General features: G+C 63.8%; 19 protein-coding genes and 2 tRNA genes. 8 read left to right on the forward strand and 13 right to left on the reverse strand.

Going from position 1 to position 20,164, the window contains the following annotated elements:
- Positions 1-75: 75 nt before the first annotated feature.
- From IGS58_RS02950 to IGS58_RS02980, 7 genes are all read right to left on the reverse strand, one after another.
- Entirely contained in the window at positions 76-1,077 is a 1,002-nt protein-coding gene (locus IGS58_RS02950; RefSeq protein ID WP_230520621.1) for a FecR family protein, read from the reverse strand.
- Positions 1,074-1,601 carry a sigma-70 family RNA polymerase sigma factor gene (locus IGS58_RS02955; RefSeq protein WP_230520622.1) on the reverse strand — a complete coding sequence of 176 codons (528 nt, stop codon included), beginning with the start codon at positions 1,599-1,601 and terminating at the stop codon, positions 1,074-1,076. The genes IGS58_RS02950 and IGS58_RS02955 overlap by 4 nt, the downstream gene beginning before the upstream one ends.
- A 181-nt stretch (positions 1,602-1,782) precedes the next feature.
- Positions 1,783-1,859, reverse strand: a tRNA-Met gene (locus IGS58_RS02960).
- Between the two features lie 61 nt (positions 1,860-1,920).
- Positions 1,921-1,997 (reverse strand) — tRNA-Met (locus IGS58_RS02965).
- Positions 1,998-2,088: 91 nt separating this feature from the next.
- The gene (miaA, locus tag IGS58_RS02970) at positions 2,089-3,048 is read right to left on the reverse strand and encodes a tRNA (adenosine(37)-N6)-dimethylallyltransferase MiaA (RefSeq protein ID WP_230520623.1); all 960 of its coding nucleotides are present in this window, start codon (positions 3,046-3,048) and stop codon (positions 2,089-2,091) included.
- A 102-nt stretch (positions 3,049-3,150) separates the two neighbouring features.
- Positions 3,151-5,058: a DNA mismatch repair endonuclease MutL gene (mutL, locus tag IGS58_RS02975; RefSeq protein WP_034780065.1), complete on the reverse strand. Its 1,908-nt coding sequence runs from the start codon at positions 5,056-5,058 to the stop codon at positions 3,151-3,153.
- A 38-nt stretch (positions 5,059-5,096) separates the two neighbouring features.
- Positions 5,097-6,035: a peptidylprolyl isomerase gene (locus IGS58_RS02980; RefSeq protein ID WP_092607928.1), complete on the reverse strand. Its 939-nt coding sequence runs from the start codon at positions 6,033-6,035 to the stop codon at positions 5,097-5,099.
- Between the two features lie 269 nt (positions 6,036-6,304).
- Here IGS58_RS02980 and IGS58_RS02985 point away from each other — a divergent pair, with 269 nt between their 5' ends.
- Together IGS58_RS02985 and IGS58_RS02990 are read left to right on the forward strand one after the other, a co-directional pair.
- A complete protein-coding gene (locus tag IGS58_RS02985) occupies positions 6,305-6,955 on the forward strand; it encodes a VTT domain-containing protein (protein ID WP_034780059.1) in 651 nt (216 codons plus the stop codon).
- A gap of 208 nt (positions 6,956-7,163) precedes the next feature.
- Positions 7,164-8,144: a carbonic anhydrase gene (locus IGS58_RS02990; protein WP_425323871.1), complete on the forward strand. Its 981-nt coding sequence runs from the start codon at positions 7,164-7,166 to the stop codon at positions 8,142-8,144.
- On the opposite strand, the gene IGS58_RS02995 is transcribed toward IGS58_RS02990, so the two are convergent.
- From IGS58_RS02995 to tsaE, 3 genes are read right to left on the reverse strand one after another with little or no spacing between them, the layout of a single operon-like run.
- Positions 8,141-8,977: a D-hexose-6-phosphate mutarotase gene (locus tag IGS58_RS02995; RefSeq protein WP_230520624.1), complete on the reverse strand. Its 837-nt coding sequence runs from the start codon at positions 8,975-8,977 to the stop codon at positions 8,141-8,143. The two genes, IGS58_RS02990 and IGS58_RS02995, sit on opposite strands and share 4 nt — an antisense overlap.
- A gap of 14 nt (positions 8,978-8,991) precedes the next feature.
- Positions 8,992-10,392, reverse strand: a complete 1,401-nt coding sequence (locus IGS58_RS03000; protein WP_230520625.1) for an N-acetylmuramoyl-L-alanine amidase — start codon at positions 10,390-10,392, stop codon at positions 8,992-8,994.
- Positions 10,356-10,844 (reverse strand): tRNA (adenosine(37)-N6)-threonylcarbamoyltransferase complex ATPase subunit type 1 TsaE, encoded by a 489-nt coding sequence (tsaE, locus tag IGS58_RS03005; protein ID WP_034780043.1) that lies wholly within the window; start codon positions 10,842-10,844, stop codon positions 10,356-10,358. The genes IGS58_RS03000 and tsaE overlap by 37 nt, the downstream gene beginning before the upstream one ends.
- A 78-nt stretch (positions 10,845-10,922) precedes the next feature.
- Between tsaE and queG the strand changes: the two genes are divergently transcribed.
- Entirely contained in the window at positions 10,923-12,014 is a 1,092-nt protein-coding gene (queG, locus tag IGS58_RS03010; RefSeq protein WP_230520626.1) for a tRNA epoxyqueuosine(34) reductase QueG, read from the forward strand.
- 31 nt (positions 12,015-12,045) lie between these two features.
- Here queG and IGS58_RS03015 read toward each other — a convergent pair whose 3' ends face one another.
- Positions 12,046-12,423, reverse strand: coding sequence for a DUF3052 family protein (locus IGS58_RS03015; RefSeq protein ID WP_230520627.1), 378 nt, complete (start codon positions 12,421-12,423; stop codon positions 12,046-12,048).
- Positions 12,424-12,536: 113 nt separating this feature from the next.
- Here IGS58_RS03015 and IGS58_RS03020 point away from each other — a divergent pair, with 113 nt between their 5' ends.
- Both IGS58_RS03020 and IGS58_RS03025 read left to right on the forward strand, forming a co-directional pair.
- Positions 12,537-13,211 carry a PadR family transcriptional regulator gene (locus IGS58_RS03020; protein ID WP_230520628.1) on the forward strand — a complete coding sequence of 225 codons (675 nt, stop codon included), beginning with the start codon at positions 12,537-12,539 and terminating at the stop codon, positions 13,209-13,211.
- 22 nt (positions 13,212-13,233) lie between these two features.
- Positions 13,234-14,061, forward strand: a complete 828-nt coding sequence (locus IGS58_RS03025; RefSeq protein WP_070257456.1) for a siderophore-interacting protein — start codon at positions 13,234-13,236, stop codon at positions 14,059-14,061.
- Between the two features lie 111 nt (positions 14,062-14,172).
- Here the strand turns inward: IGS58_RS03025 and IGS58_RS03030 are convergent, their stop codons facing one another.
- Together IGS58_RS03030 and IGS58_RS03035 are read right to left on the reverse strand one after the other, a co-directional pair.
- Positions 14,173-14,757 carry a response regulator transcription factor gene (locus tag IGS58_RS03030; RefSeq protein ID WP_034780029.1) on the reverse strand — a complete coding sequence of 195 codons (585 nt, stop codon included), beginning with the start codon at positions 14,755-14,757 and terminating at the stop codon, positions 14,173-14,175.
- A 32-nt stretch (positions 14,758-14,789) separates the two neighbouring features.
- A complete protein-coding gene (locus IGS58_RS03035) occupies positions 14,790-16,808 on the reverse strand; it encodes a sensor histidine kinase (RefSeq protein WP_070257457.1) in 2,019 nt (672 codons plus the stop codon).
- Positions 16,809-16,944: 136 nt separating this feature from the next.
- Here IGS58_RS03035 and IGS58_RS03040 point away from each other — a divergent pair, with 136 nt between their 5' ends.
- From IGS58_RS03040 to IGS58_RS03050, 3 genes are all read left to right on the forward strand, one after another.
- Positions 16,945-17,937, forward strand: a complete 993-nt coding sequence (locus IGS58_RS03040; RefSeq protein WP_404811521.1) for a TRAP transporter substrate-binding protein — start codon at positions 16,945-16,947, stop codon at positions 17,935-17,937.
- Between the two features lie 116 nt (positions 17,938-18,053).
- Positions 18,054-18,626: a TRAP transporter small permease gene (locus IGS58_RS03045; RefSeq protein ID WP_034780017.1), complete on the forward strand. Its 573-nt coding sequence runs from the start codon at positions 18,054-18,056 to the stop codon at positions 18,624-18,626.
- The gene (locus tag IGS58_RS03050; RefSeq protein ID WP_070257459.1) at positions 18,623-19,903 is read left to right on the forward strand and encodes a TRAP transporter large permease; all 1,281 of its coding nucleotides are present in this window, start codon (positions 18,623-18,625) and stop codon (positions 19,901-19,903) included. The genes IGS58_RS03045 and IGS58_RS03050 overlap by 4 nt, the downstream gene beginning before the upstream one ends.
- Positions 19,904-20,164: the final 261 nt, after the last annotated feature.

A 20,164-nucleotide genomic window follows, 5' to 3' on the forward strand; every position in this document is an offset into this window, starting at 1 on the left:
CAGCCTTTTTTGAATGATCTCAGCTGCCTTGACGCACGAGATGCGCACAGTGGAACCGCGAACGCGAAAAATTCTCTATTTATTTTTTGCGGCGCCGCTGGCGGGGGCGTCGACCATCACGAGATAGCGCGTCAGCATGCGGATGCGCAGCTGCGGGAAATTGTCGATCAGCAGTTGCAGCGCCTTGTCCGTGTCATCCAGCGGCAGCACGGCGGCCACGCGGATGCCGGCTATCTGCGCGCGGTCGTAATGCAGCTGGCCGGGGCGGTGGCGCGCCAGCTCGTCGAGTACTTCGGCCAGCGGCTGGTCGTCGACCACCAGCTGGTGCGCGCGCCACGCTTCCTGCACGCTGGCCGCATCGATGGCCATGATAAGTCCCACGCCATCGTCCGTGATGCGCGCGCGCTGGCCCGCCTGCACCACGACGGCCGGATGTTGCGGCACCTGTGCCAGCACTTTGGACTCCAGCATGCTCAAGGTGGTGCTGCCGCCTTCCTTGCGGACGCTGAAGCGCGTGCCCAGCGCGCGGATCGCCGCCTGGTTGCTGTCGACGATGAAAGGGCGCTGCGCATCCTTGGCCACATCGACGAGGATGTCGCCGCGTACCAGTTCCACATGCCGCTCGCCCGCATTGAAATGCACGTTGACGGCGCTGTGGCTGCCCAGGGTCAGGCGGCTGCCATCGGCCAGGGTGTGCGTCTGCCATTGTCCCGTGGGGCTGCGCAGGTCGGCCAGCAGGTAGGCGGGGCGCTCGCTGATGACCAGCGCGCCGGTCAGCGCCAGCACGGCCACGGCGCTGGCGGCGGCCAGCTGGCGCAGACGCTGGCGCTTTGGGGCGAGGGCGGCCAGGGCTGCGCGCGCGGGGCGATGGTCGCCGCCGGCCGGCTCGCGCACGGCGCTCAATTGAAGCAGCAGGTTTTCCATGCCGGCGGCGACTGTCGCGTGCAGCGGGTCGGCCGCCTTCCATGCGGCGAAGCCGGCCCGCGCCGTGTCGCGTTCGGACGGGTCGTCGGCGCTCAGGCGCACGATCCACCGTGCGGCCTGCTCGGCCGCCACGTCGGTGCGCGTGCTGTTCATGCCGCCATGGCCGGGCAGGCGTGGCGGCAGGCCAGCAAGGCTTGCACCAGGTATTTCTGTACCATGCGCGTGGAGACGTTCAGCTGCGCGGCGACGGCGGCCTGCGGCTGTTCTTCCAGGTAGTGCAGCAAAAAAGCGTCGCGCGCCTTGGTGGACAAGCCATCCAGTGCCGTGGCGATCTGCTCGAGCGCCTGCACGGCCATCAGGATCTCGTCCGGGGAAGGTGCGCCGGGCAGGCTGTCGGCCAGCAGGGCCAGTTCCGCCAGGTAGCTGCGCTCGAGTATCTGGCGGCGCGCGCGGTCGAGCAGCAATCGCTTTGCCGTGGTGGACAGATAGGCGCGCGGCTCGCGCATGCCGAACAGGGCGTCGCGCGAGGCGATGATGCGCACGAACGTATCTTGCGCCACGTCGGCCGCGCCATGCGGACAGCTGAGTTTTTTGCGCAGCCAGCCGACCAGCCAGCCGTGATGCTCGCTGTAGAGCGAATGCACTTGCTGTTGCAGGCTGGGCTGGATAGCGGACATGGATGATGAATAATATAAATGAGAATTATTCTCATTGTAAGCCGCAGGGGCCGCTTGCCACAATCCCCAATGCATGCGCAGAGGGCAGGTGTTGCGTGCAGGCCGCATGCGCGATGATGGCGGAAATGAAAAAACCCGCCGCTGCACGGGGCAGGGCGGGTTTATCAATGCTGCAAATTCTTGGTGGTGATAGGTGGACTTGAACCACCGACCCCAGCATTATGAATGCTGTGCTCTAACCAACTGAGCTATATCACCAAACAGACCGGTCAGACCGGATGCTGGTTTCGACCATGGCAGAACCATGATTCTTGTTCTTTGGTGGTGATAGGTGGACTTGAACCACCGACCCCAGCATTATGAATGCTGTGCTCTAACCAACTGAGCTATATCACCCAACAGCCGAGCATTATCCAGTCTTCCCATTTCCTTGTCAATGCCGGCGCAAAAAAATGTGCGGATTTTTCACGCGCCAGCACAGGCATGATTATTTTTGTAACGGCGTCAGCAAGGGCTGGATCTGCGCCAGCATGGACGAGGCCGGATCAGCGCCCAGGCAATCGATGACGATGCGTTCCGGCATCGAGCGCAGCCAGGTGAGCTGCCGCTTGGCCAGCTGGCGCGTGGCGATGATGCCCGTCTCGCGCAGGGCGGCGCGGTCGATGCGGCCATCGAGATACTCCCAGGCCTGGCGGTAGCCCACGCAGCGCATCGAGGGCAAACCCGGGTGCAGGTCGCCGCGCCGGCGCAGCTGCTCCACTTCATCGAGCAGGGCGTCGTCTTTCAGCATGAGGTCGAAGCGCGTGGCGATGCGCGCATGCAGCACGGCGCGGTCCGACGGTTCCAGCGCGAACGATTGCAATTGAAATGGCAGCACGGTCTTTTCGCGCCGGGCCAGCAGGGCCGACATGGGTTGGCCGGACAGGGCGATGATTTCCAGCGCGCGGCCGATGCGCTGCGCATCCTGCGGCGCCAGGCGCGCGGCCGTGACGGGATCCTGCTCCGTCAGGCGCGCATGCATGGCAGGCCAGCCGATGGCGGCCGCGTCCTCTTCCAGCCGGGCGCGCAAGGCAGGATCGGCGCCGGGCAAGTCGTCGAGGCCATCGGCCAGGCCCTTGAAGTACAGCATGGTGCCGCCGACGAGCAGCGGCAGCTTGCCGCGCGCCGTGATCTCCGCCACCAGGCGCAGGGTGTCATTGCGGAACTGCGCCACGGAATACGCATCGAGCGGATCGATGATGTCGATCAAATGATGCGGTACCTGGGCCAGTTCTTCCTTCGACGGCTTGGCCGTGCCGATATCCATGCCCCGGTAAACGAGGGCGGAATCGACGGAAATGATCTCGGATGGAATGGCTTGCGCGATGGCCAGCGCACTGGCCGTCTTGCCGCTGGCCGTGGGGCCCATGATGGCGACGGCCAGGGGGAGGTGTGGGGTGTTTTGCATGTTGACTTTTGTAAGGTGATGCGTAGGTCGGATTAGCGCAAGCGTAATCCGACGTGATGCCGCCGCAGTGTCGGATTACGCTGCGCTAATCCGACCTACTGTCTATTGGCCGCGCAGGAACAGTTTATCGAGCGCATTGATCTCGACCTGTACCCACGTCGGCCGTCCGTGGTTGCACTGGTCGGCGCGTTCCGTGCTCTCCATCTGGCGCAGCAGGGCGTTCATTTCCTGCACCGATAAAATCCGGTTGGCGCGCACGGCCGTGTGGCAGGCCAGGGTGCCCAGCAATTCGTTCTGGCGCTCGATCAGCACGCGCGAGCCGCCGTATTCGCGCACGTCGCGCAGCACGTCGCGCGCCAGGGTTTGCGCGTCCGCGTTTTTGAGCAGGGTCGGCACGGAGCGCACGGCCAGGGTGGTGGGCGACAGGGCGGCGATGTCGAAGCCCAGCGCTTTCAATGTGTCCTGGTTTTCATTCGCCGTCGACACTTCGATGGCGTCCGCGTAGAACGTCACGGGTATCAGCAAGGATTGCACCTGCATGTCCTGGCCGGAGACTTGCGCCTGCAGTGCGTTTTTCAGCTGCTCGTACAGGATGCGTTCGTGCGCCGCGTGCATGTCGACCAGCACCAGGCCCTTGGTGTTCTGCGCCAGGATGTAGATGCCATGCAGCTGGGCCAGGGCAAAGCCCAGCGGATATTCTTCGCGCGCCATCGCTTCGGGCGAGGCGATGTAGGGTTCCACCTGCGCGATGGGAGAACTGGCAGCGCCGCCGCCGAACAGGGCGCCGTAGGCGGACGTGTCCTGCGCCACGCCTGGCGCATCGGCAAAGAAGGGGCGGGCCGCGCCGGGCGAGGCAGGCGCGAAGGTATTCGTGAATTGTGCGCCGAACGAGGTCTGCGTCTGCTCGCGGCGCCAGATGCCAGGTCCACCCAAACCCGCGCCCGCGGTATCACCGCCGAGGCTGGAGGCAGCCGGCAGGGGCGCCGGCACGCTGCCGAACGCCGTGGCCGACGTCTGCGCCAGGGCGCGCTGTACCGCGTGGAAGACGAACTGGTGCACGGAACGGCTGTCGCGGAAGCGTACTTCGATCTTCGACGGGTGCACGTTGACGTCGACCAGGGCCGGGTCGAGGTCGAGCGCCAGCACATAGGACGGAAAACGGTCGCCATGCAGCACGTCCTGGTAGGCCATGCGCACGGCGTGCACCAGCAGCTTGTCGCGCACGAAGCGGCCGTTGACATAAAAGAACTGGCCGTCGGCACGCGCCTTGGACGCCGTCGGCAAGCCGGCAAAGCCGTGAATGCGCAAGGTGCCGGCCGATTCGTCCAGCGCCAGGCGCGCTTCGGCGAAGTCATTGCCCAGGATGTGGGCGCTGCGCTTGGCCAGTTCGCTGATATTCCACTGGTCGATGGTGCGGCCATTGTGCGACAGCGAGAACGACACGTCCGGCCGCGCCAGGGCGATGCGGCGCACGACTTCGGCGCAATGGCCGTATTCCGTCTGCTCGGACTTGAGGAATTTGCGCCGCGCGGGCGTGTTGAAATACAGGTCTTGCACGTCGACCGTGGTGCCGTGCGCGCCTGACGATGGCGAGACGCTGCCATTGTGCGAGCCGACGATTTCCCACGCATGGGCCGCGTCCGCCGTGCGCGATGTCACGGTGACGGCGGCCACCGAGGCGATCGAGGCCAGCGCCTCGCCGCGAAAGCCCAGCGTGCCCACGTTTTCCAGGTCGTGCAGGGACGCGATCTTCGAGGTGGCATGGCGCGCCAGGGCCAGCGGCAGCTGGTCCTTGTCGATGCCGCGCCCGTTATCGGTAATCGCGATGCGTTTCACGCCCCCTTCTTCCAGCCGCACGGTGATCTGCGTGGCGCCCGAGTCGAGCGCGTTTTCCAGCAACTCCTTGACGACGGCGGACGGCCGCTCGACCACCTCGCCGGCGGCGATTTGCGAAATCAACTGGTCAGGCAAGGCCTGGATCGGGCGGTGGGGCGTAATGGGAGCGTTCATGCCCTGATTATAACGGGTTGCGAATTGCCGGGCATCGGCTACTTCGCCACCTCCCGTACCGGTATCGGCGCATTGCACAAGTCAATATGGCCGGCCGTGACCTTGCTCCACGGGCCGCCGCGGTGGCGCTGGGCGTCCAGCACGGCCTGGTAGGCGGCGCTGTCGGTGCGCATCACTTCCAGGTTTGCGCGCTGTGCCAAGGGCACGCTGGCGGCCAGGCGGATGGACTTGATCGGCACGTTTTTCTCGGGGCTGTCATAAAAGCCCATGGGGCCAGTGCCGCGCGGCAGGGTCGACAGCAATGGCATGCCGGAGACGACTCTGCCGACGACCGTGATGTCGCGGTCCAGGTGGCGCGGCGACTGGCCGATGACGGCGTACAGTTCCGTGCCGCCGCCACTGTCGCTGGCGCTGTCGCGGCCCACACCCACGGTGGCGTAGCAATGCGTGAGCCAGGCCGTGCCGGTTTTCGGGTCGCGCGCGGACGGGAAGCCGTTCGAATGCCCCACTTGCGGCGCATAGCCATCGACGTCCGGCAGGCGCGTGAAGCTCTTGACGTTTTTCAGGGGCACGGTGAATTCGCCGGGCAAGGTGCGCTGCGCATGCTGGATCGGCTTGGGATTTTTCTCGTTCGGATCGCCCCACTGCGCCACCCAGTTGTCCTGCGCGCGCGTGATGGCCAGGCCGTCGTAATACTGTTCGGCCACCAGGGCCTTGATGTTGGCCACGTGCTTCGGTGCGAAGTCTGGCGCCAGTTCGATCACCACGCGGCCGGCGGGAATGTCCAGGTACAGGGTGTTGTCCGGATCCAGCGGACGCCAGTCGGACGGTTTCGAAGCCTTGATCACGTCGGCCAAGCCCGCTTTGGCGGGCAGTTCGGCGGGCGCCTTGATCTGCACAGGCGCCGCGTGGGCAGTCAGATGCGCAAGGCCCAGTACGGTGGCCATGGTCAGGCCGCTCAGTGGGTGTCGATACATGTTTTCTCCTGGTCGGCGCGGGTTGCGCCGGTCAGAAAGTGTATACCGGAATGGCAATATTTCGCTGAAAAAACGTTGCGCGGGCCGAACATGGTATGCCAGCAGGAAAACTGGCCTGAGCGAGTTGGCGTCGGTAATTCCTTAACCTTTCCTTAAAATGCCACACGCGCACGGGCACCGCATAATTAATCCTGAAATATCGGGCCGGGGACTGCCGTTGCGCTGGCCGGGTGGTGTATGATTCCGCCGCTACCTTTAGGGAAAAATATATGGATTTTGTGCAATTCCTCGACATGATCGTGCATGTCGACAAGACGCTGGGTCTCTTGATCGAGCAGTACGGTACCCTCGTGTATGCGGTGCTGTTCGCCATTATTTTTTGCGAGACAGGCCTCGTGGTGCTGTTTTTCTTCCCTGGGGATACCTTGCTGTTTATCGCCGGCGCGTTCTGCGCGACGGGACAGATGCACCTGGGCTTGCTGATCTTCCTGCTTGTCACGGCGGCCATCACGGGCAACACGCTCAATTACTGGATAGGCGAGGCCATCGGGCAAAGGGTGTTTACCCACGATTACCGCTGGATCAACAAGGATGCCATGCGCCGCACGCACGAATTCTTTGAAAAGCACGGCGGCAAGACCATCATCCTGGCCCGTTTCGTGCCGGTGGTGCGTACCTTTGCGCCGTTCGTCGCTGGCATTTCCGACATGACGCATGCGCGCTTCCAGATGTACAACGTGACGGGCGCACTGTTGTGGGTGGTCGGTCTGGTGACGGCGGGTTACTTCTTCGGCAATATCCCGTGGATCCGCGACCACCTGACCTTGATCGTGCTGATCGGTGTCGGCGCCGCCGTCGTGCCGGTGGTACTGGGCGGCTTGTGGAAACTCTACAAGCGCATGGTCGGCAAGTCGGCGTAAGGCCGCATGGATCCGGGGCAAGCGCGCTGCGGCACAGCCCGCAGCCGGCCCCGGATCCCGTTTTTCTCTGCCTTGTTTCTGTTTTACTCCCGCGCTGATTCAAGTTTTGTTGCTTTCCAGCCGTAAACCAGAGGGTATTCTCACTTTCTGGATTTCCATGCGACATTTGAGCGCCCTGTTAGCTTGCAGCCTTGCCGCGATGACGGCCATGGCAAGCGCCAAAGATGCCCCCGCCCCGGCGAGCGCCGCCGCATCCGCGCCCATGTCGGCGTCGGCGCGCGCGGCCGCCATGAAAACCCTGACCGAATCGGTGAAGGGCAAGGAGGCCAAGGCGCCTGTCGTCGTCGCGCCCACGGCGCGCGAGAAGGAAGAAGCGGCCGAAGTCGACCTGTCCGAACGCATCGCGGCGCGCCTGGCGGAAATGCGCGCGACCCAGGCGGCCCGCGCCGCCGCCCGCGCCAAGCGCGCCGCCGTGGTGAAGGCCGCGCCGCCGCCACCGCCGCCCGTGCCGCGCGGCACGCACTGGTCGTACGAAGGCGACAGCGGCCCGGCCCACTGGAGCAAGATCAATGTCGACTGGGCCAAGTGCGGCAATGGCAGCCGGCAGTCGCCGATCGATATCCGCGACGGCATGAAGGTGGAACTCGAGCAGATCAGCTTTGACTACCATCCGTCGTCGTTCAATGTGGTCGACAATGGCCACACGGTGCAGGTGGGCGTGAGCGGCGGCAATTACATCACGGTGCAGAACCGCATGTTCGAGCTGCAGCAATTCCATTTCCACCGTCCGTCCGAAGAGCGCATCAATGGCAAGGCATTCGAGATGGTGGTGCACCTGGTGCACCGCGACGCGGAAGGCCGGCAAGCCGTGCTGGCGCTGCTGCTGGAGCGGGGCGCGCCGCAGGCGACCATCCAGACCGTGTGGAACAACCTGCCGCTGGAAAAATTCGAGACCATGCAGCCGACCATCCTGCTCGACCCGGCCGAGATGCTGCCCACGCGGCGCGAGTACTACACGTACATGGGATCGATGACGGAGCCGCCTTGCAGCGAAGGCGTGCTGTGGCTGGTGATGAAGCAGCCGGTGCAGGCTTCGCCGGCGCAGATGGCGCTGTTCAGTCGCTTGTATCCCTTGAATGCGCGCCCGATCCAGCCTGCCAACGGCCGCATCATCAAGGAATCGAATTAAATAAATGCGAGATGCTGGCGGCCCGTCCATTCGGCGCCGGCGGCCAGCAGGTCGGGCTGGATCAGGGCTGGCTCGATGCAGATGAAGCGCTGGTATTCATCGTCGGCCAGGTCGGGCAGGGCGGCCGCGTCTTGCGCGCCCGGGTTCCACACGACGGCGTCCGTAAAACCCTGCTGTTCCAGGCGCAGCGTATGGCCGCCGGACTGCAGGCTCAAGGCGCCCGGCAGCTGGTAGTAGATGCGGTCCAGCTTGTCCGCGAATTGCAGCACTTCTTCCGCCTGCAAGGCATCTTGCGGCGTTTCGTCCGAATAGCGCACGCGCTGCAAGCCGCCGATGCGCGCCTCGCTCAATTGATCTATCGAAAAATAGCTGTGCAGGGCCGCCGAGAATGGAAACGCCTGCTCGCCCGTGTTATGCACGGACAGGTTCAGTTCCAGCGTCTGCGCCTTGACGGCCACGCGCAGGCGCAAGGTGAAGGCATAGGCCCAGGTGGCGGCGATCGCTTCCGGCAAGTCAGCCTGGGTCAGGGCAAATTGCGCCCATGCAGCGCCATCGGTGTCGCCGCTCGATTCCAGCTGCCAGGTCGCCACGCGCGCAAAGCCGTGGCGCATGCCCGTGCCGCGCGCGCCGAACTGGGGAAAGATCACGGGCACGCCGCCACGGATGGCGCGGCTGCCATCGAGCGCGGAATCCCGGCTGCAGAACAGGCGCTCCTGGCCATCGCTGGTCTGCCACGAGACCAGGTGGCCGCCGTACAGGGTGACGGTCGCCTGCGCGCCGTCGGCGGCGCGGATGGTCACGGCCGGCAGCTCGCCAAAGATACTCTTGCTCATGCTAGGCTTTCATGTCAGGTCAGGCGGCTTTTCGCCAGCGGCGGATTCTTGGCAAAATAATTCTTGATGCCCGTGACGATGGCGTCGGCCATCTGGTCCTGGTAGCCGTTGTCGGTCAGCTTGGCTTCTTCTTCCGGATTGGAGATGAACGCCGTCTCGATCAGGATGGAGGGAATGTCCGGCGCTTTCAGCACGGCGAAGCCGGCCTGCTCGACGGAACCCTTGTGCAGACGGTTGATGCCGCCGATTTCGCGCAGCACGGCCTTGCCCAGCTTCATGCTGTCATTGATCTGCGCCGTCGTCGACAGGTCGAGCAGCACGCTGGCCAGCTGCTTGTCGTGGTTCTTTACGTTCACGCCGCCGATCAGGTCGGCCTGGTTTTCCTTGTTGGCCAGCCAGCGCGCGGCCGTCGAGGTGGCGCCTTTTTCGGACAGCACGAAGACGGACGAGCCGCGCGCCGTCGGCTGGATGAAGGCGTCGGCGTGGATCGAGACGAACAGGTCGGCCTGCACCTTGCGCGCCTTTTCCACGCGCATGCCCAGCGGGACGAAGAAGTCGGCGTCGCGCGTGAGCATGACGCGCATGTTTGGCTGCAGTTCCAGCTTGGTCTTGAGGCGCTTGGCGATGGCCAGCACCACGTCTTTTTCGCGGCTGCCCCGGCTGCCCATGGCGCCAGGATCTTCGCCGCCGTGGCCGGGATCGAGCGCGATGGTAATCATGCGCACCACCTTCTGGCCCGGCAGGGGGCGCGCTTCGGGACGCTGTTCCGGGCGGATGTCGGGCACGGGCGGCACGATGGGCGCTACCGGTGGCACGACGGCGGCCACGGGCGGCTTGCCGCTGTCGGGCAGGGGCAGCGCGGGCGGCGGCGTATGCGTGCCGGCCATTGGCGGCTTGGCAGGGTCGCTCGACCAGTCGCCCTTTTCGATCATTTGCGCGATCAGGTCCGGCTCGCGCACGGGATACAGGTCGAAGATCAAACGGTGGTTGTAGGAGCCGGCCGGCGGCAGCGTAAACAGCTGCGGCGTGACCTCTTCCTTCAGGTCGAACACCAGGCGCACGACGTTGGGCCGGTTCTGGCCCACGCGCACCTGCTTGATGTACGGGTCGTTCGACTGGATCTTCGCCACCAGGCCCTTGAGCGTTGGATTGAGTTCCAGCCCTTCGATGTCGACCACCAGGCGTTCCGGGTCCTTGACGATGAAGTGGGTCGCCTTGAGGATGCTGTCGTTTTCCAGCGTGACGCGGGTATAGTCCTCGGCCGGCCAGACGCGCACGGCGAGAATTTGCGCCGCCATTGCCGACATGGGCGCGAACACGGACAGCAGCAGGGTGCCGCCGGCCTTGAGGACCGTGCGCCGGGTGATGGGCGAGGAGATCAAAGGTTCGGGGCGAATTTGAGACGGTGAAGGCATGACAGACCCAATTCAGAAGACGCTTGCAATTCTACATCACGTCCTGTACCCGCAACGTTCAAATAAATATTCAGGTCGGCCGGCGGCAGCACCGGCTCGGCTTTCTCCGGCCATTCGACGATGCAGATATTGCGGCCGTCGAAGTCTTCGCGAAAACCCGCGTCGAGGAATTCCTCGGCGCTGCCCATGCGGTACAGGTCGAAATGGATGACGTTGACGCTCTGGCCATCGAGCTGCACCGTGTACGGTTCGGACAAGGTATAGGTGGGGCTTTTCACGTGGCCCGCATGGCCGGCCGCGTGCAGCAGGGCGCGCGTGAGGGCCGTCTTGCCGGCGCCCAGGTCGCCGTGCAGGTAGATCGCCAGGCCCGGCGCCAGTGCGCGCGCCAGCGCGGCGCCCAGCGCGGCGGTGCCGGCTTCGTCGTGGAGGTGGGCTTTGAAGTGTTCGGTCATTATCTTCGGTATCGCATAAAATGGAGGCTGCTGTCATTGTAACCGCCCGCGCGCCTGCCGTTTTCCGTAAAGTCCCCTATGTCCGCCACCGTCACCGATCTCGCCGCCTTGGCGCGCACCATTAAAGAATGGGGGCGCGAGCTGGGTTTTGCCGAGGTACGTATCGCCGACGTGGACCTGTCGCACATGGAAGCGCCCTTGCAAGCCTGGCTCGATGCAGGGTATCACGGCGAAATGGATTACATGGCCAGCCACGGCATGAAGCGCGCGCGCCCGGCCGAACTGGTGCCGGGCACGGTGCGCGCCATCAGCGCGCGCATGAATTATCTGCCGCCGGCGCTGGGGCCCGACTGGCGTGAGCACGAGGCGGCGCGCGATGCCGATCCCGCGGCGGCCGTGATCTCCGTGTATGCGCGCGGCCGCGACTATCACAAGGTCATGCGTTCGCGCCTGCAGCAGCTGGCCGAGCGCATCAAGGGCGAGATCGGTGACTTCGGCTACCGCGTCTTCAGCGATTCGGCGCCCGTGATGGAAGTCGAGCTGGCGCAAAAGGGCGGGCTGGGCTGGCGCGGCAAGCATACCTTGCTGATCAACCGCCAGGGCGGTTCCTTCTTTTTCCTCGGCGAGATCCTCATCGACGTGCCGCTGCCCGTCGACCCGCCGGAGACCCCGCGCTGCGGCCAGTGCTCGGCGTGCATCACGGTGTGCCCGACGCAAGCCATCCTGGGGCCGTACCAGCTTGACGCGCGCCGCTGCATCTCCTACCTGACGATCGAATTGAAGGGGGCCATTCCCGTCGAGATGCGCCCCTTGATCGGCAACAAGGTGTATGGCTGCGACGATTGCCAGACCGTCTGCCCGTGGAACAAGTTCGCCCAGCGCGCCGTCGTGCCGGACTTCGACGAGCGCCACAGCCTGGGCAGCGCCGGCATGGTGGAACTGTTCGCCTGGACGGAAGAAGAGTTCAACCGCCGCATGGAAGGCAGCGCGATCCGCCGCATCGGCCACGAACGCTGGCTGCGCAACCTGGCCGTCGGCATGGGCAACGCGGCGGCCAAGGCCCGGGGCCAGGCCGACATCGTCGCGGCCCTGCTGTCGCGCCGCGAGCACCCATCGGCCATCGTGCGCGAGCACGTCGAATGGGCGCTGGCGCTGCACGGCATCGCCTGACCTGCGTTTATTTCTGCGTTTATCCCTGCGTTTAAACCTGCTTCAGGCGCAGCGCCGACCACTTGCCATCGATGGCGACCATGGCCACGCTGTCGAGGCCCATGGTTTGCGCAAAGTCGCGGATATCGTCGCGGTGGATGTCGCTGCCCGCTTTGATTCCGCCCTTGCGGTATGCCACCCAGACCGCGCCGCCGGGCGCCAGGCGCGCCCGTGACGCCGGCAGGTACTGCTCCAGTTCCGCGCGGCTGCGCGCGAACAGCAATAGCCAGTCGGCATTTTCACCGTCCCGCACCAGCCGCTCTGGCGGCAACTGCGCCAGCAATTCCCCATGTTCGCCGCCGTCATTGAGCACGGCCAGGGCCGTGGCATTTTTCACATACATTTTGTCAAAGGCGGTTTTGTCAGGCATGGCATCGGCGTGTCGATTGCGGAAAGACGAGCATAACAAATTTCTCCTTGACTTATCGATATATCGTTATAAAATGACGATACCTACTAACGATATATCTTTAAAGAGAAAACATGAGAAACTCACACCACGCAGAACACGGCCATCACGGCCATCACCATCATCACGGCCATTGCGGCCAGCAGTATCACCATGGCGAACACCGCCACGAGCACCGCAGTGAATACGCCATGCATGGCCGCGGCCCGCGCGGCTTCGACGAGCGCGGCGACGGCATGGGCCATGGCGGCCCCGGTGGCCCAGGTGGACGTGGGCGCGGCGAACGGGCTGAGCGCGTCTTCGGCCGCGGCGACCTGCCGCTGATCGTGCTGGCGCTGATCGAAATCAGCCCGCGCCACGGCTATGAAATCATCAAGGCCATCGAAGAGCGTTGCGGCGGCGCCTACGCCCCCAGCCCGGGCGCCGTGTACCCGACCCTGACCCTGCTGGAAGAGCAGGATCACGTCACCTCAAGCGAGAGCGCCAGCGGCAAGAAGCTCTACACGATCACGGACCTGGGGCGCGCGTATCTCGACGAGAACCGCGCCCAGGTGGATGGCATCCTGGCCCGCCTCGACATGTTTGCCCGCGTCCAGGCGCGCAACGCCTTGCCCGAGCGCGTGCGCCAGGCCATGCACACCCTCAAGCATGCGCTGTTGCTGAACAAGACCAGCTGGAACGACGCCGAAGCCGAGCGCGTCTCCGCCGTGCTGGAGCAGGCGGCGAATGCCATCGTCGACGGCCACTGAGCCTACTTTACAAGGATAAGCAATGACTACTGCATCACCTACAGCACCACGTCCGCATGCCATCGAGCGCGTGCGGCATGACTTGAAACTGCGCGTGCTCACCGTCGTGCGAACGGAGCAGCTGACGCCGCACATGCGCCGCATCACCCTGGCGGGCGACGACCTGGATGGCTTTGTCTCGCCGGCGCACGACGATCACGTCAAGCTGTTCTTCCCCGCCCCGGGCGAGACAGCGCCCGTGTTTCCCGTGCTGGGCAATGGCCCGAATCCCATCCAGTACGCGGAAGGCGCGCGTCCCATCGCCCGCAATTACACGCCGCGCCGTTATGACGCCGCGCGGCGCGAGCTGGAAATCGACTTCGTGCTGCATGGCGACGGCCCCGCGGCCAGCTGGGCGGCGCAAGCGGCGCCCGGCCAGACCCTGGGCGTGGGCGGACCGCGCGGCTCCATGCTGGTGCCGCTCGATTTCGACTGGTATGTGCTGGTGGGCGACCAGACGGCCTTGCCGGCCATTGCCCGCCGCCTGGAGCAGTTGCCGGCCACGGCGCGGGCGATTGCCGTGATCGAGATCGTCGAAGACGGCGAACAGATCGCGTTGGAGTGCGCCGCGCAGCTGGACGTGCGCTGGGTCGCGCGCCATGGCCGCAAGGGGCCGCTGCTGCTGGAAGAATTGGCGCAGGTCGCCTTGCCGCAGGATGGTGACGGTTACGTGTGGGTGGCGTGCGAGCATGCGCAGGTGCAGGGCTTGCGCGGGCACTTTATTGACGCCGGTGTGCCGAAGCAGCACCTGCATGTGGCCAGTTACTGGAAGCATGGGGCGGCGGAGCATCACGAGCACCATGATGCGTGATGGCGGTGGTGTCGGGTTACGCGCTGAGCGCTAACCCGACCTACCCGACCTACATTGCAATGTAGGTTGGATTAGCGGCGCGCCAGCGCCGCGTAATCCAACATTGCTGCATTACTTCAACAACCCCGCCAGCTCCACTGCCGTCTTGACCTGCATCTTGTCGAAGATATGCGCGCGGTGGACTTCCACGGTGCGCATGCTGATGCCCAGCTTGTCGGCCACCACCTTGTTCATCTTGCCCGCCAAAATCAGGTCCAGCACTTCGCGTTCGCGCGTCGACAGGGTGGCCAGGCGCGCATGCACGGCGGCCAGTTCGCCCGCCTGGCGCGAGTTGGCCAGGCCCTGCTGCACGCGGTCCATCAGGTCGTTGTCGTTGAACGGCTTTTCAAAGAAATCGAAGGCGCCCCGTTTCAGGCTGTCCACGGCCATCGGCACGTCGCCGTGGCCGGTGAGGAAAATCACGGGCAGGCGCGCCGTCAGGTCGCGCTTGACCAGCTGGTCGAACAGGGCGATGCCGTTCATGTCGGGCATGCGCACGTCGAGCAGCACGCAGTCGCCGGCGGCGTCGAAGCTGCCGTCCAGGCTATCGAGGAATTGCTGCGCGCTGGCATAGTTGCGCGCCTCGATGCTGCGCGAGGCGGCCAGCCAGGACAGGGAGTCGCGCACGACCTCTTCGTCGTCAATGATGTGTAGCATGTGGTCTCCGGCTTGTCGTTATGCGTTATTCGTTAATGCGAGTGCGGCGCGCGCGGCGCGGCCGGCACGCTGAATGTAAAGATGGTACCGCCAGCGGGGTTGGCGCCGAAGGTCAGCGCGCCGCCATGAAATTCGATGGCGGTGCGGCAGATGTTCAAGCCCATGCCCATGCCTTCGGACTTGGTCGAGAAAAACGGCGAAAACAGCCGCTCGGCCACGTCCTGGGGAATGCCGTGGCCATGGTCGATCACGTCCACCGTCACCATGCCCTGCTGCGCGTCGTGGCTGGCCCGCAGGCGCATGATACGCCGTCCCGGCGCCGCATCCTGCATCGCTTCGATGGCGTTGCGCGTCAGGTTCAGCAGCACTTGCTCGATCATCACGGGGTCGGCGCGCAGCAGCGGCAAGTCCGGCGGCAGCTCTTCCTGGATGGTGACATAGTATTTGCGGGCCTGCAGGTCGATCAGCGCGCGGATGCCGTCGATCAGGGTGCGGATGGCGATATCCTGGCGTTGCGGCTCGCTCTTGCGCACGAAATCGTGCACGCTGCGGATGATCTGGCCGGCCCGCTGCGCCTGCGCGCTGGCTTGCTCCAGCGCCGGTTTCAAGGTGCCCGGATCGACGGGGGCGTCATGCTCGATGGCGCGGCGGATCAGGTTCAGCGCCCCCGTGGTGTAGCTGGAAATGGCCGCCAGCGGCTGATTTAATTCGTGCGCCAGCATCGACGCCAGCTCGCCCATGGTGGCCAGGCGCGAACTCGTTTGCAGTTTTTCCTGCTGCTGGCGATTCAGTTCCTCGACCCGCTTGCGGTCCGAGATATCGAGCACGGAACCCATCCAGCCCGTCTGCTGGCCATTCTTGTCCACCAGCGGCGCTTCGAAGATCAGCACGGCCACGCGCGTGCCGTCGGGGCGCTGGAAATAGGTTTCGAACTGCGGTGTGGGGTTGCCGGCCAGGGCCTTGACGAAGCGCTGCTGGTATTCCTCCAGCGCCTCGGGCACCCAGTAGGGCATGGGCGGCAAACGGCCCAGGATTTCCTCGGGCGGATAGCCGACGATCTGGCAAAACGCGGGATTCACATATGTGACTCTTCCTTCAAGGTCGCGCGCGCGCATGCCCGTCACCAGCGAGTTTTCCATCGCCGTGCGAAACAGCATCTGCTGGCGCAACGCGCCCTCGGCCACCAGGCGGCGCGAGATGTGCCGCCACAGGGCCAGCAGGCTCCATAATAAACCCAGCGACAGGGCGATGACGGAGCCGACCAGCAGATTGGGCAGCAGCTTGGGCTGGCTTTTCACGCTGTCGGTAAACAAGGTGATGGTGGCGCCGGGCACGTCGAGCGCGCGCTTGTGCGTGTACACGCCGTGGCCGGGACCGGCGGCGGCGCGCCGCGCCAGCACCTTGTCGTCGCGGTCGATCAGCGAAATCTGGTTATCCTGCGCAAACCACCACGGCACCATTTCATCGAGCAGGCTGCTGATCTGGTAGGTGGCCACCAGGCTGCCGACATAGCGCTGGCCATCGAACAGGGGCTGGTGGTAATCCATCAGCATGGCGCCCGGCGGCGCGTCGGGAAAGCCACTCTGCTGCGAAGGCTGGGCGTACTGGCCCCGGTGCAGGCGGCGCGCATTGTCGGCCGCCGTCAGCGAGGCCGGTGAAAACGACAGGGCATGCGGCAGGCTGTTGTCGCTGGTGGCCAGCACCTTGCCGCTGGTGTCGAGCCACAGCACGCGTTGCAGTTCGCGGCCATTGCGCAGCATCTGCTGCAGCCGTTCGTGCACTTTTTCCGCGCCCAGCGAGGCGCTGGCGATATCGACACCCAGGTTGAACAGGCTTTCTTCGTTGCGCGCCAGCTGGAAGCGGATGGTCTGCTCCACCCACAGGGTGTCGGCGATCAATTGCTCCTGGCGCTCGTTGCTTTCCATCTGGCGCGCCTGCCAGGGCAGCCAGAACAGGATGGACAGGAACAGCAGCAGCAATATGACGGGCAGCAGCCAGCGCATCGGGCTCGATAGCTTGAAGCGGCGTGCAAGGGTGGGGGGAGTCGGCATGGCTGGCAGGGTAGCGGCTTATCGGGAGCCGGCTATTGTGGTTAACCACAATAGCCGAAGCAGTTTCTTTGGCACAATATCCAAGTAGACAAATAATAAAGTTTTTCTAAAAACCATCCAGGAGACAAAAATGCAGATGAAAACCATGTTCGTCGCGCTGTGCGCGGCGATAGGCGCCACCGCCGGCGTGCACGCTTACGCGCAAGCCCCCATCGTCATCAAGTTCAGCCACGTCGTGGCGACGGACACGCCGAAAGGCCAGGCCGCCGAACGTTTCAAGCAGCTGGCCGAGAAAGCCACGAATGGCAAGGTCAAGGTCGAACTGTACCCGAACAGCCAGTTGTACAAGGACAAGGAAGAACTCGAAGCCCTGCAGCTGGGCGCCGTACAGATGCTGGCGCCCTCGCTGGCCAAGTTCGGCCCGCTGGGCGTGAAGGAGTTCGAAGCGTTCGACCTGCCCTACATTTTCCCCACCAAGACGGCGCTGTACAACGTTACCGAAGGCGAAATCGGCAAGAGCCTGCTGAAAAAACTGGAACCCAAGGGTATCACGGGCCTGGCTTACTGGGACAATGGCTTCAAGGTGATGTCGGCCAACAAGCCGCTGCACAGCCCGGCCGACTTCAAGGGCCTGAAAATGCGCATCCAGTCGTCCAAGGTGCTCGACGCGCAGATGCGCGCGCTGGGCGCCAATCCGCAGGTGCTGGCCTTCTCGGAAGTGTATCAGGCGCTGCAGACGGGCGTGGTCGACGGCACGGAAAATCCGCCGTCGAATATGTACACGCAAAAGATGCATGAAGTGCAAAAGCACGTGACCGTGTCGAACCACGGCTACCTGGGCTATGCCGTTATCGTCAACAAGAAATTCTGGGATGGCTTGCCGCCCGATATCCGCGCCCAGCTGGAAAAAGCCATGCGCGAGGCCACCACGTTTGAAAAAGCCATCGCCCAGCGCGACAACGACCAGGCCCTCGACGCCATCAAGAAGGCGGGCAGGACGCAGATCTACACCCTGACGGTGCAGGAACAGGCCGAGTGGCGCAAGGCGCTGGCGCCCGTGCAAAAGACCATGGAAGCGCGCATCGGCAAGGACCTGATCTCGGCCATCAACAAGGAAAGCGCGAAGTAATAGCGCTGGCCGCGCCACCCGGTGCGGCTTTCAGGGGCATCCCTGTCTTTCTGCAGCAACGGCACCTGCGCGTCCTGCGCGGGTGTCAGCGTACCCGCATTCTTTGAAAGTCCACCATGAAATTTCTGGATCACCTGGAAGAGTGGCTGATCGCGACCCTGATGGGCGCGGCCACCTTCATCATCTTCGTCGCGGTCGTGCACCGCTACCTGGCCGGCCTGCCGATACCGGTCGTGCAAGACTTCCTGATTCAAATCAATACCAGCTGGGCCCAGGAACTGTGCATCTACATGTTCGTCTGGATGGCCAAGTTCGGTGCCGCGTATGGCGTACGCACGGGCATCCACGTGGGCGTCGATGTCTTGATCAACCGCATGAACCCGCGCTGGCGCGACCGTTTCATCGTCTTCGGCCTGGGGGCCGGCGCCCTGTTTACGGGTGTCGTGGGGACCCTGGGCGCCAGCTTCGTGTGGTCGATCGGCCACACGGACCAGACCTCGGCCGACATGGAAGTGCCGATGTGGCTGGTCTACCTGGCCGTGCCGCTCGGTTCTTACCTGATGTGCTTCCGCTTCCTGCAAGTGATGGTGCATTTCATCAAGACGGGCGCCTTGCCGAAACACGACCATTCGCACGTCGAGGGCCTGGAAGACGAACTGACGGCTGAAGAAAAGGGAGCCAAGGCATGAACGCGCTGATCATTTTTGTGTTGCTGCTGGCGCTGATGCTGACCGGCATGCCGATTTCCATTTCGCTGGGCCTGACGGTACTCACGTTCCTGTTTACCATGACCAGCGTGCCCATCGAATCGGTGGCCCTGAAGATTTTCACGGGCATCGAGAAATTCGAGATCATGGCCATCCCGTTCTTCATTTTGGCGGGCAACTTCCTTACGCATGGCGGAGTGGCGCGGCGCATGATCAACTTTGCCAGTTCCATGGTGGGCCACTGGCATGGCGGTCTGGCGCTGGCCGGCGTGATGGCGTGCGCGCTGTTTGCGGCCGTCTCCGGCTCCAGCCCCGCCACCGTGGTGGCGATCGGCTCCATCATCCTGCCGGCCATGGTCAAGCAGGGCTACCCGCGCGGTTTCGGCGCTGGCGTCATCACCACCTCGGGCGCGCTGGGCATCCTGATTCCGCCATCGATCGTGATGGTGATGTATTCCGTCAGCACGAATACCTCGGTGGGCAAGCTGTTCATGGCCGGCGTGATTCCCGGCATGATGCTGGCCATGCTGCTGGGCCTGACCACGTGGTTTTTGGCGCGCAAGCACAATTATCCACGCATGAAAAAGGCCAGCTGGGGCGAGCGCTTCGTCACGTTCAAGAAGAGCGCCTGGGGCCTGCTCTTGATCGTCATCGTCATGGGCGGCATCTACTCGGGCGCCTTCACGCCGACGGAAGCGGCCGCCATGGCAGCCGTGTACGCCTTCATCATCGCCGTCTTCGTCTACAAGGACTTGAAGATCAAGCAAGTGGGCAAGGTCTTGCTCGACTCGGCCGCCATGTCGGCGATGCTGTTGTACATCATCACGAATGCCGTGCTGTTCTCGTTCCTGATGACCAGTGAAAATATCCCGCAAGCGATGGCCGAATGGATCACGGGCAAGGGCCTGGGCGTGATCAGCTTCCTGTTGGTGGTCAACGTGCTGTTGTTGTTGGCTGGTAACGTCATGGAACCGTCGTCCATCGTGCTGATCATGGCGCCGATTTTGTTCCCCGTCGCCATGAAGCTGGGCATCGATCCTGTGCACTTCGGCATCTTGATCGTGGTCAACATGGAAGTGGGCATGTGCCATCCACCCGTGGGCCTGAACCTGTACGTGGCGTCCGGCATTACCAAGATGGGCATTTCGGAGCTGACCGTGGCCGTGATGCCGTGGCTGCTGACGATGCTGGGCTTCCTGGTGCTGATTACCTACGTACCACAAATCTCGCTGTGGCTGCCAAATTTAATTTACAACTAAAACAGTTGTCCCCGTCATGGTGCAAAAAAAGTCGATCCGGCCGAATAAATGCGCTATGATGGGCAGCCTTAAGGGGAAACACGTATATGCATATACGCTCAGGTAGCAAGGCTGAAATACAGAATTGGCAACAAGGTTAGTGGGGGAGTGGTCTATAAAAACGGTATTGATACCGGGGATATATTGAGGAGACACACGTTTCACAGAAGTTGTTGAGTCATAGCTGTCTGCGGCCACAAGCCGGCACCGGCGGACCCAAAC

Source organism: Janthinobacterium sp. EB271-G4-7A (assembly GCF_020858075.1).
GTDB classification, from domain to species: domain Bacteria; phylum Pseudomonadota; class Gammaproteobacteria; order Burkholderiales; family Burkholderiaceae_D; genus Janthinobacterium; species Janthinobacterium lividum.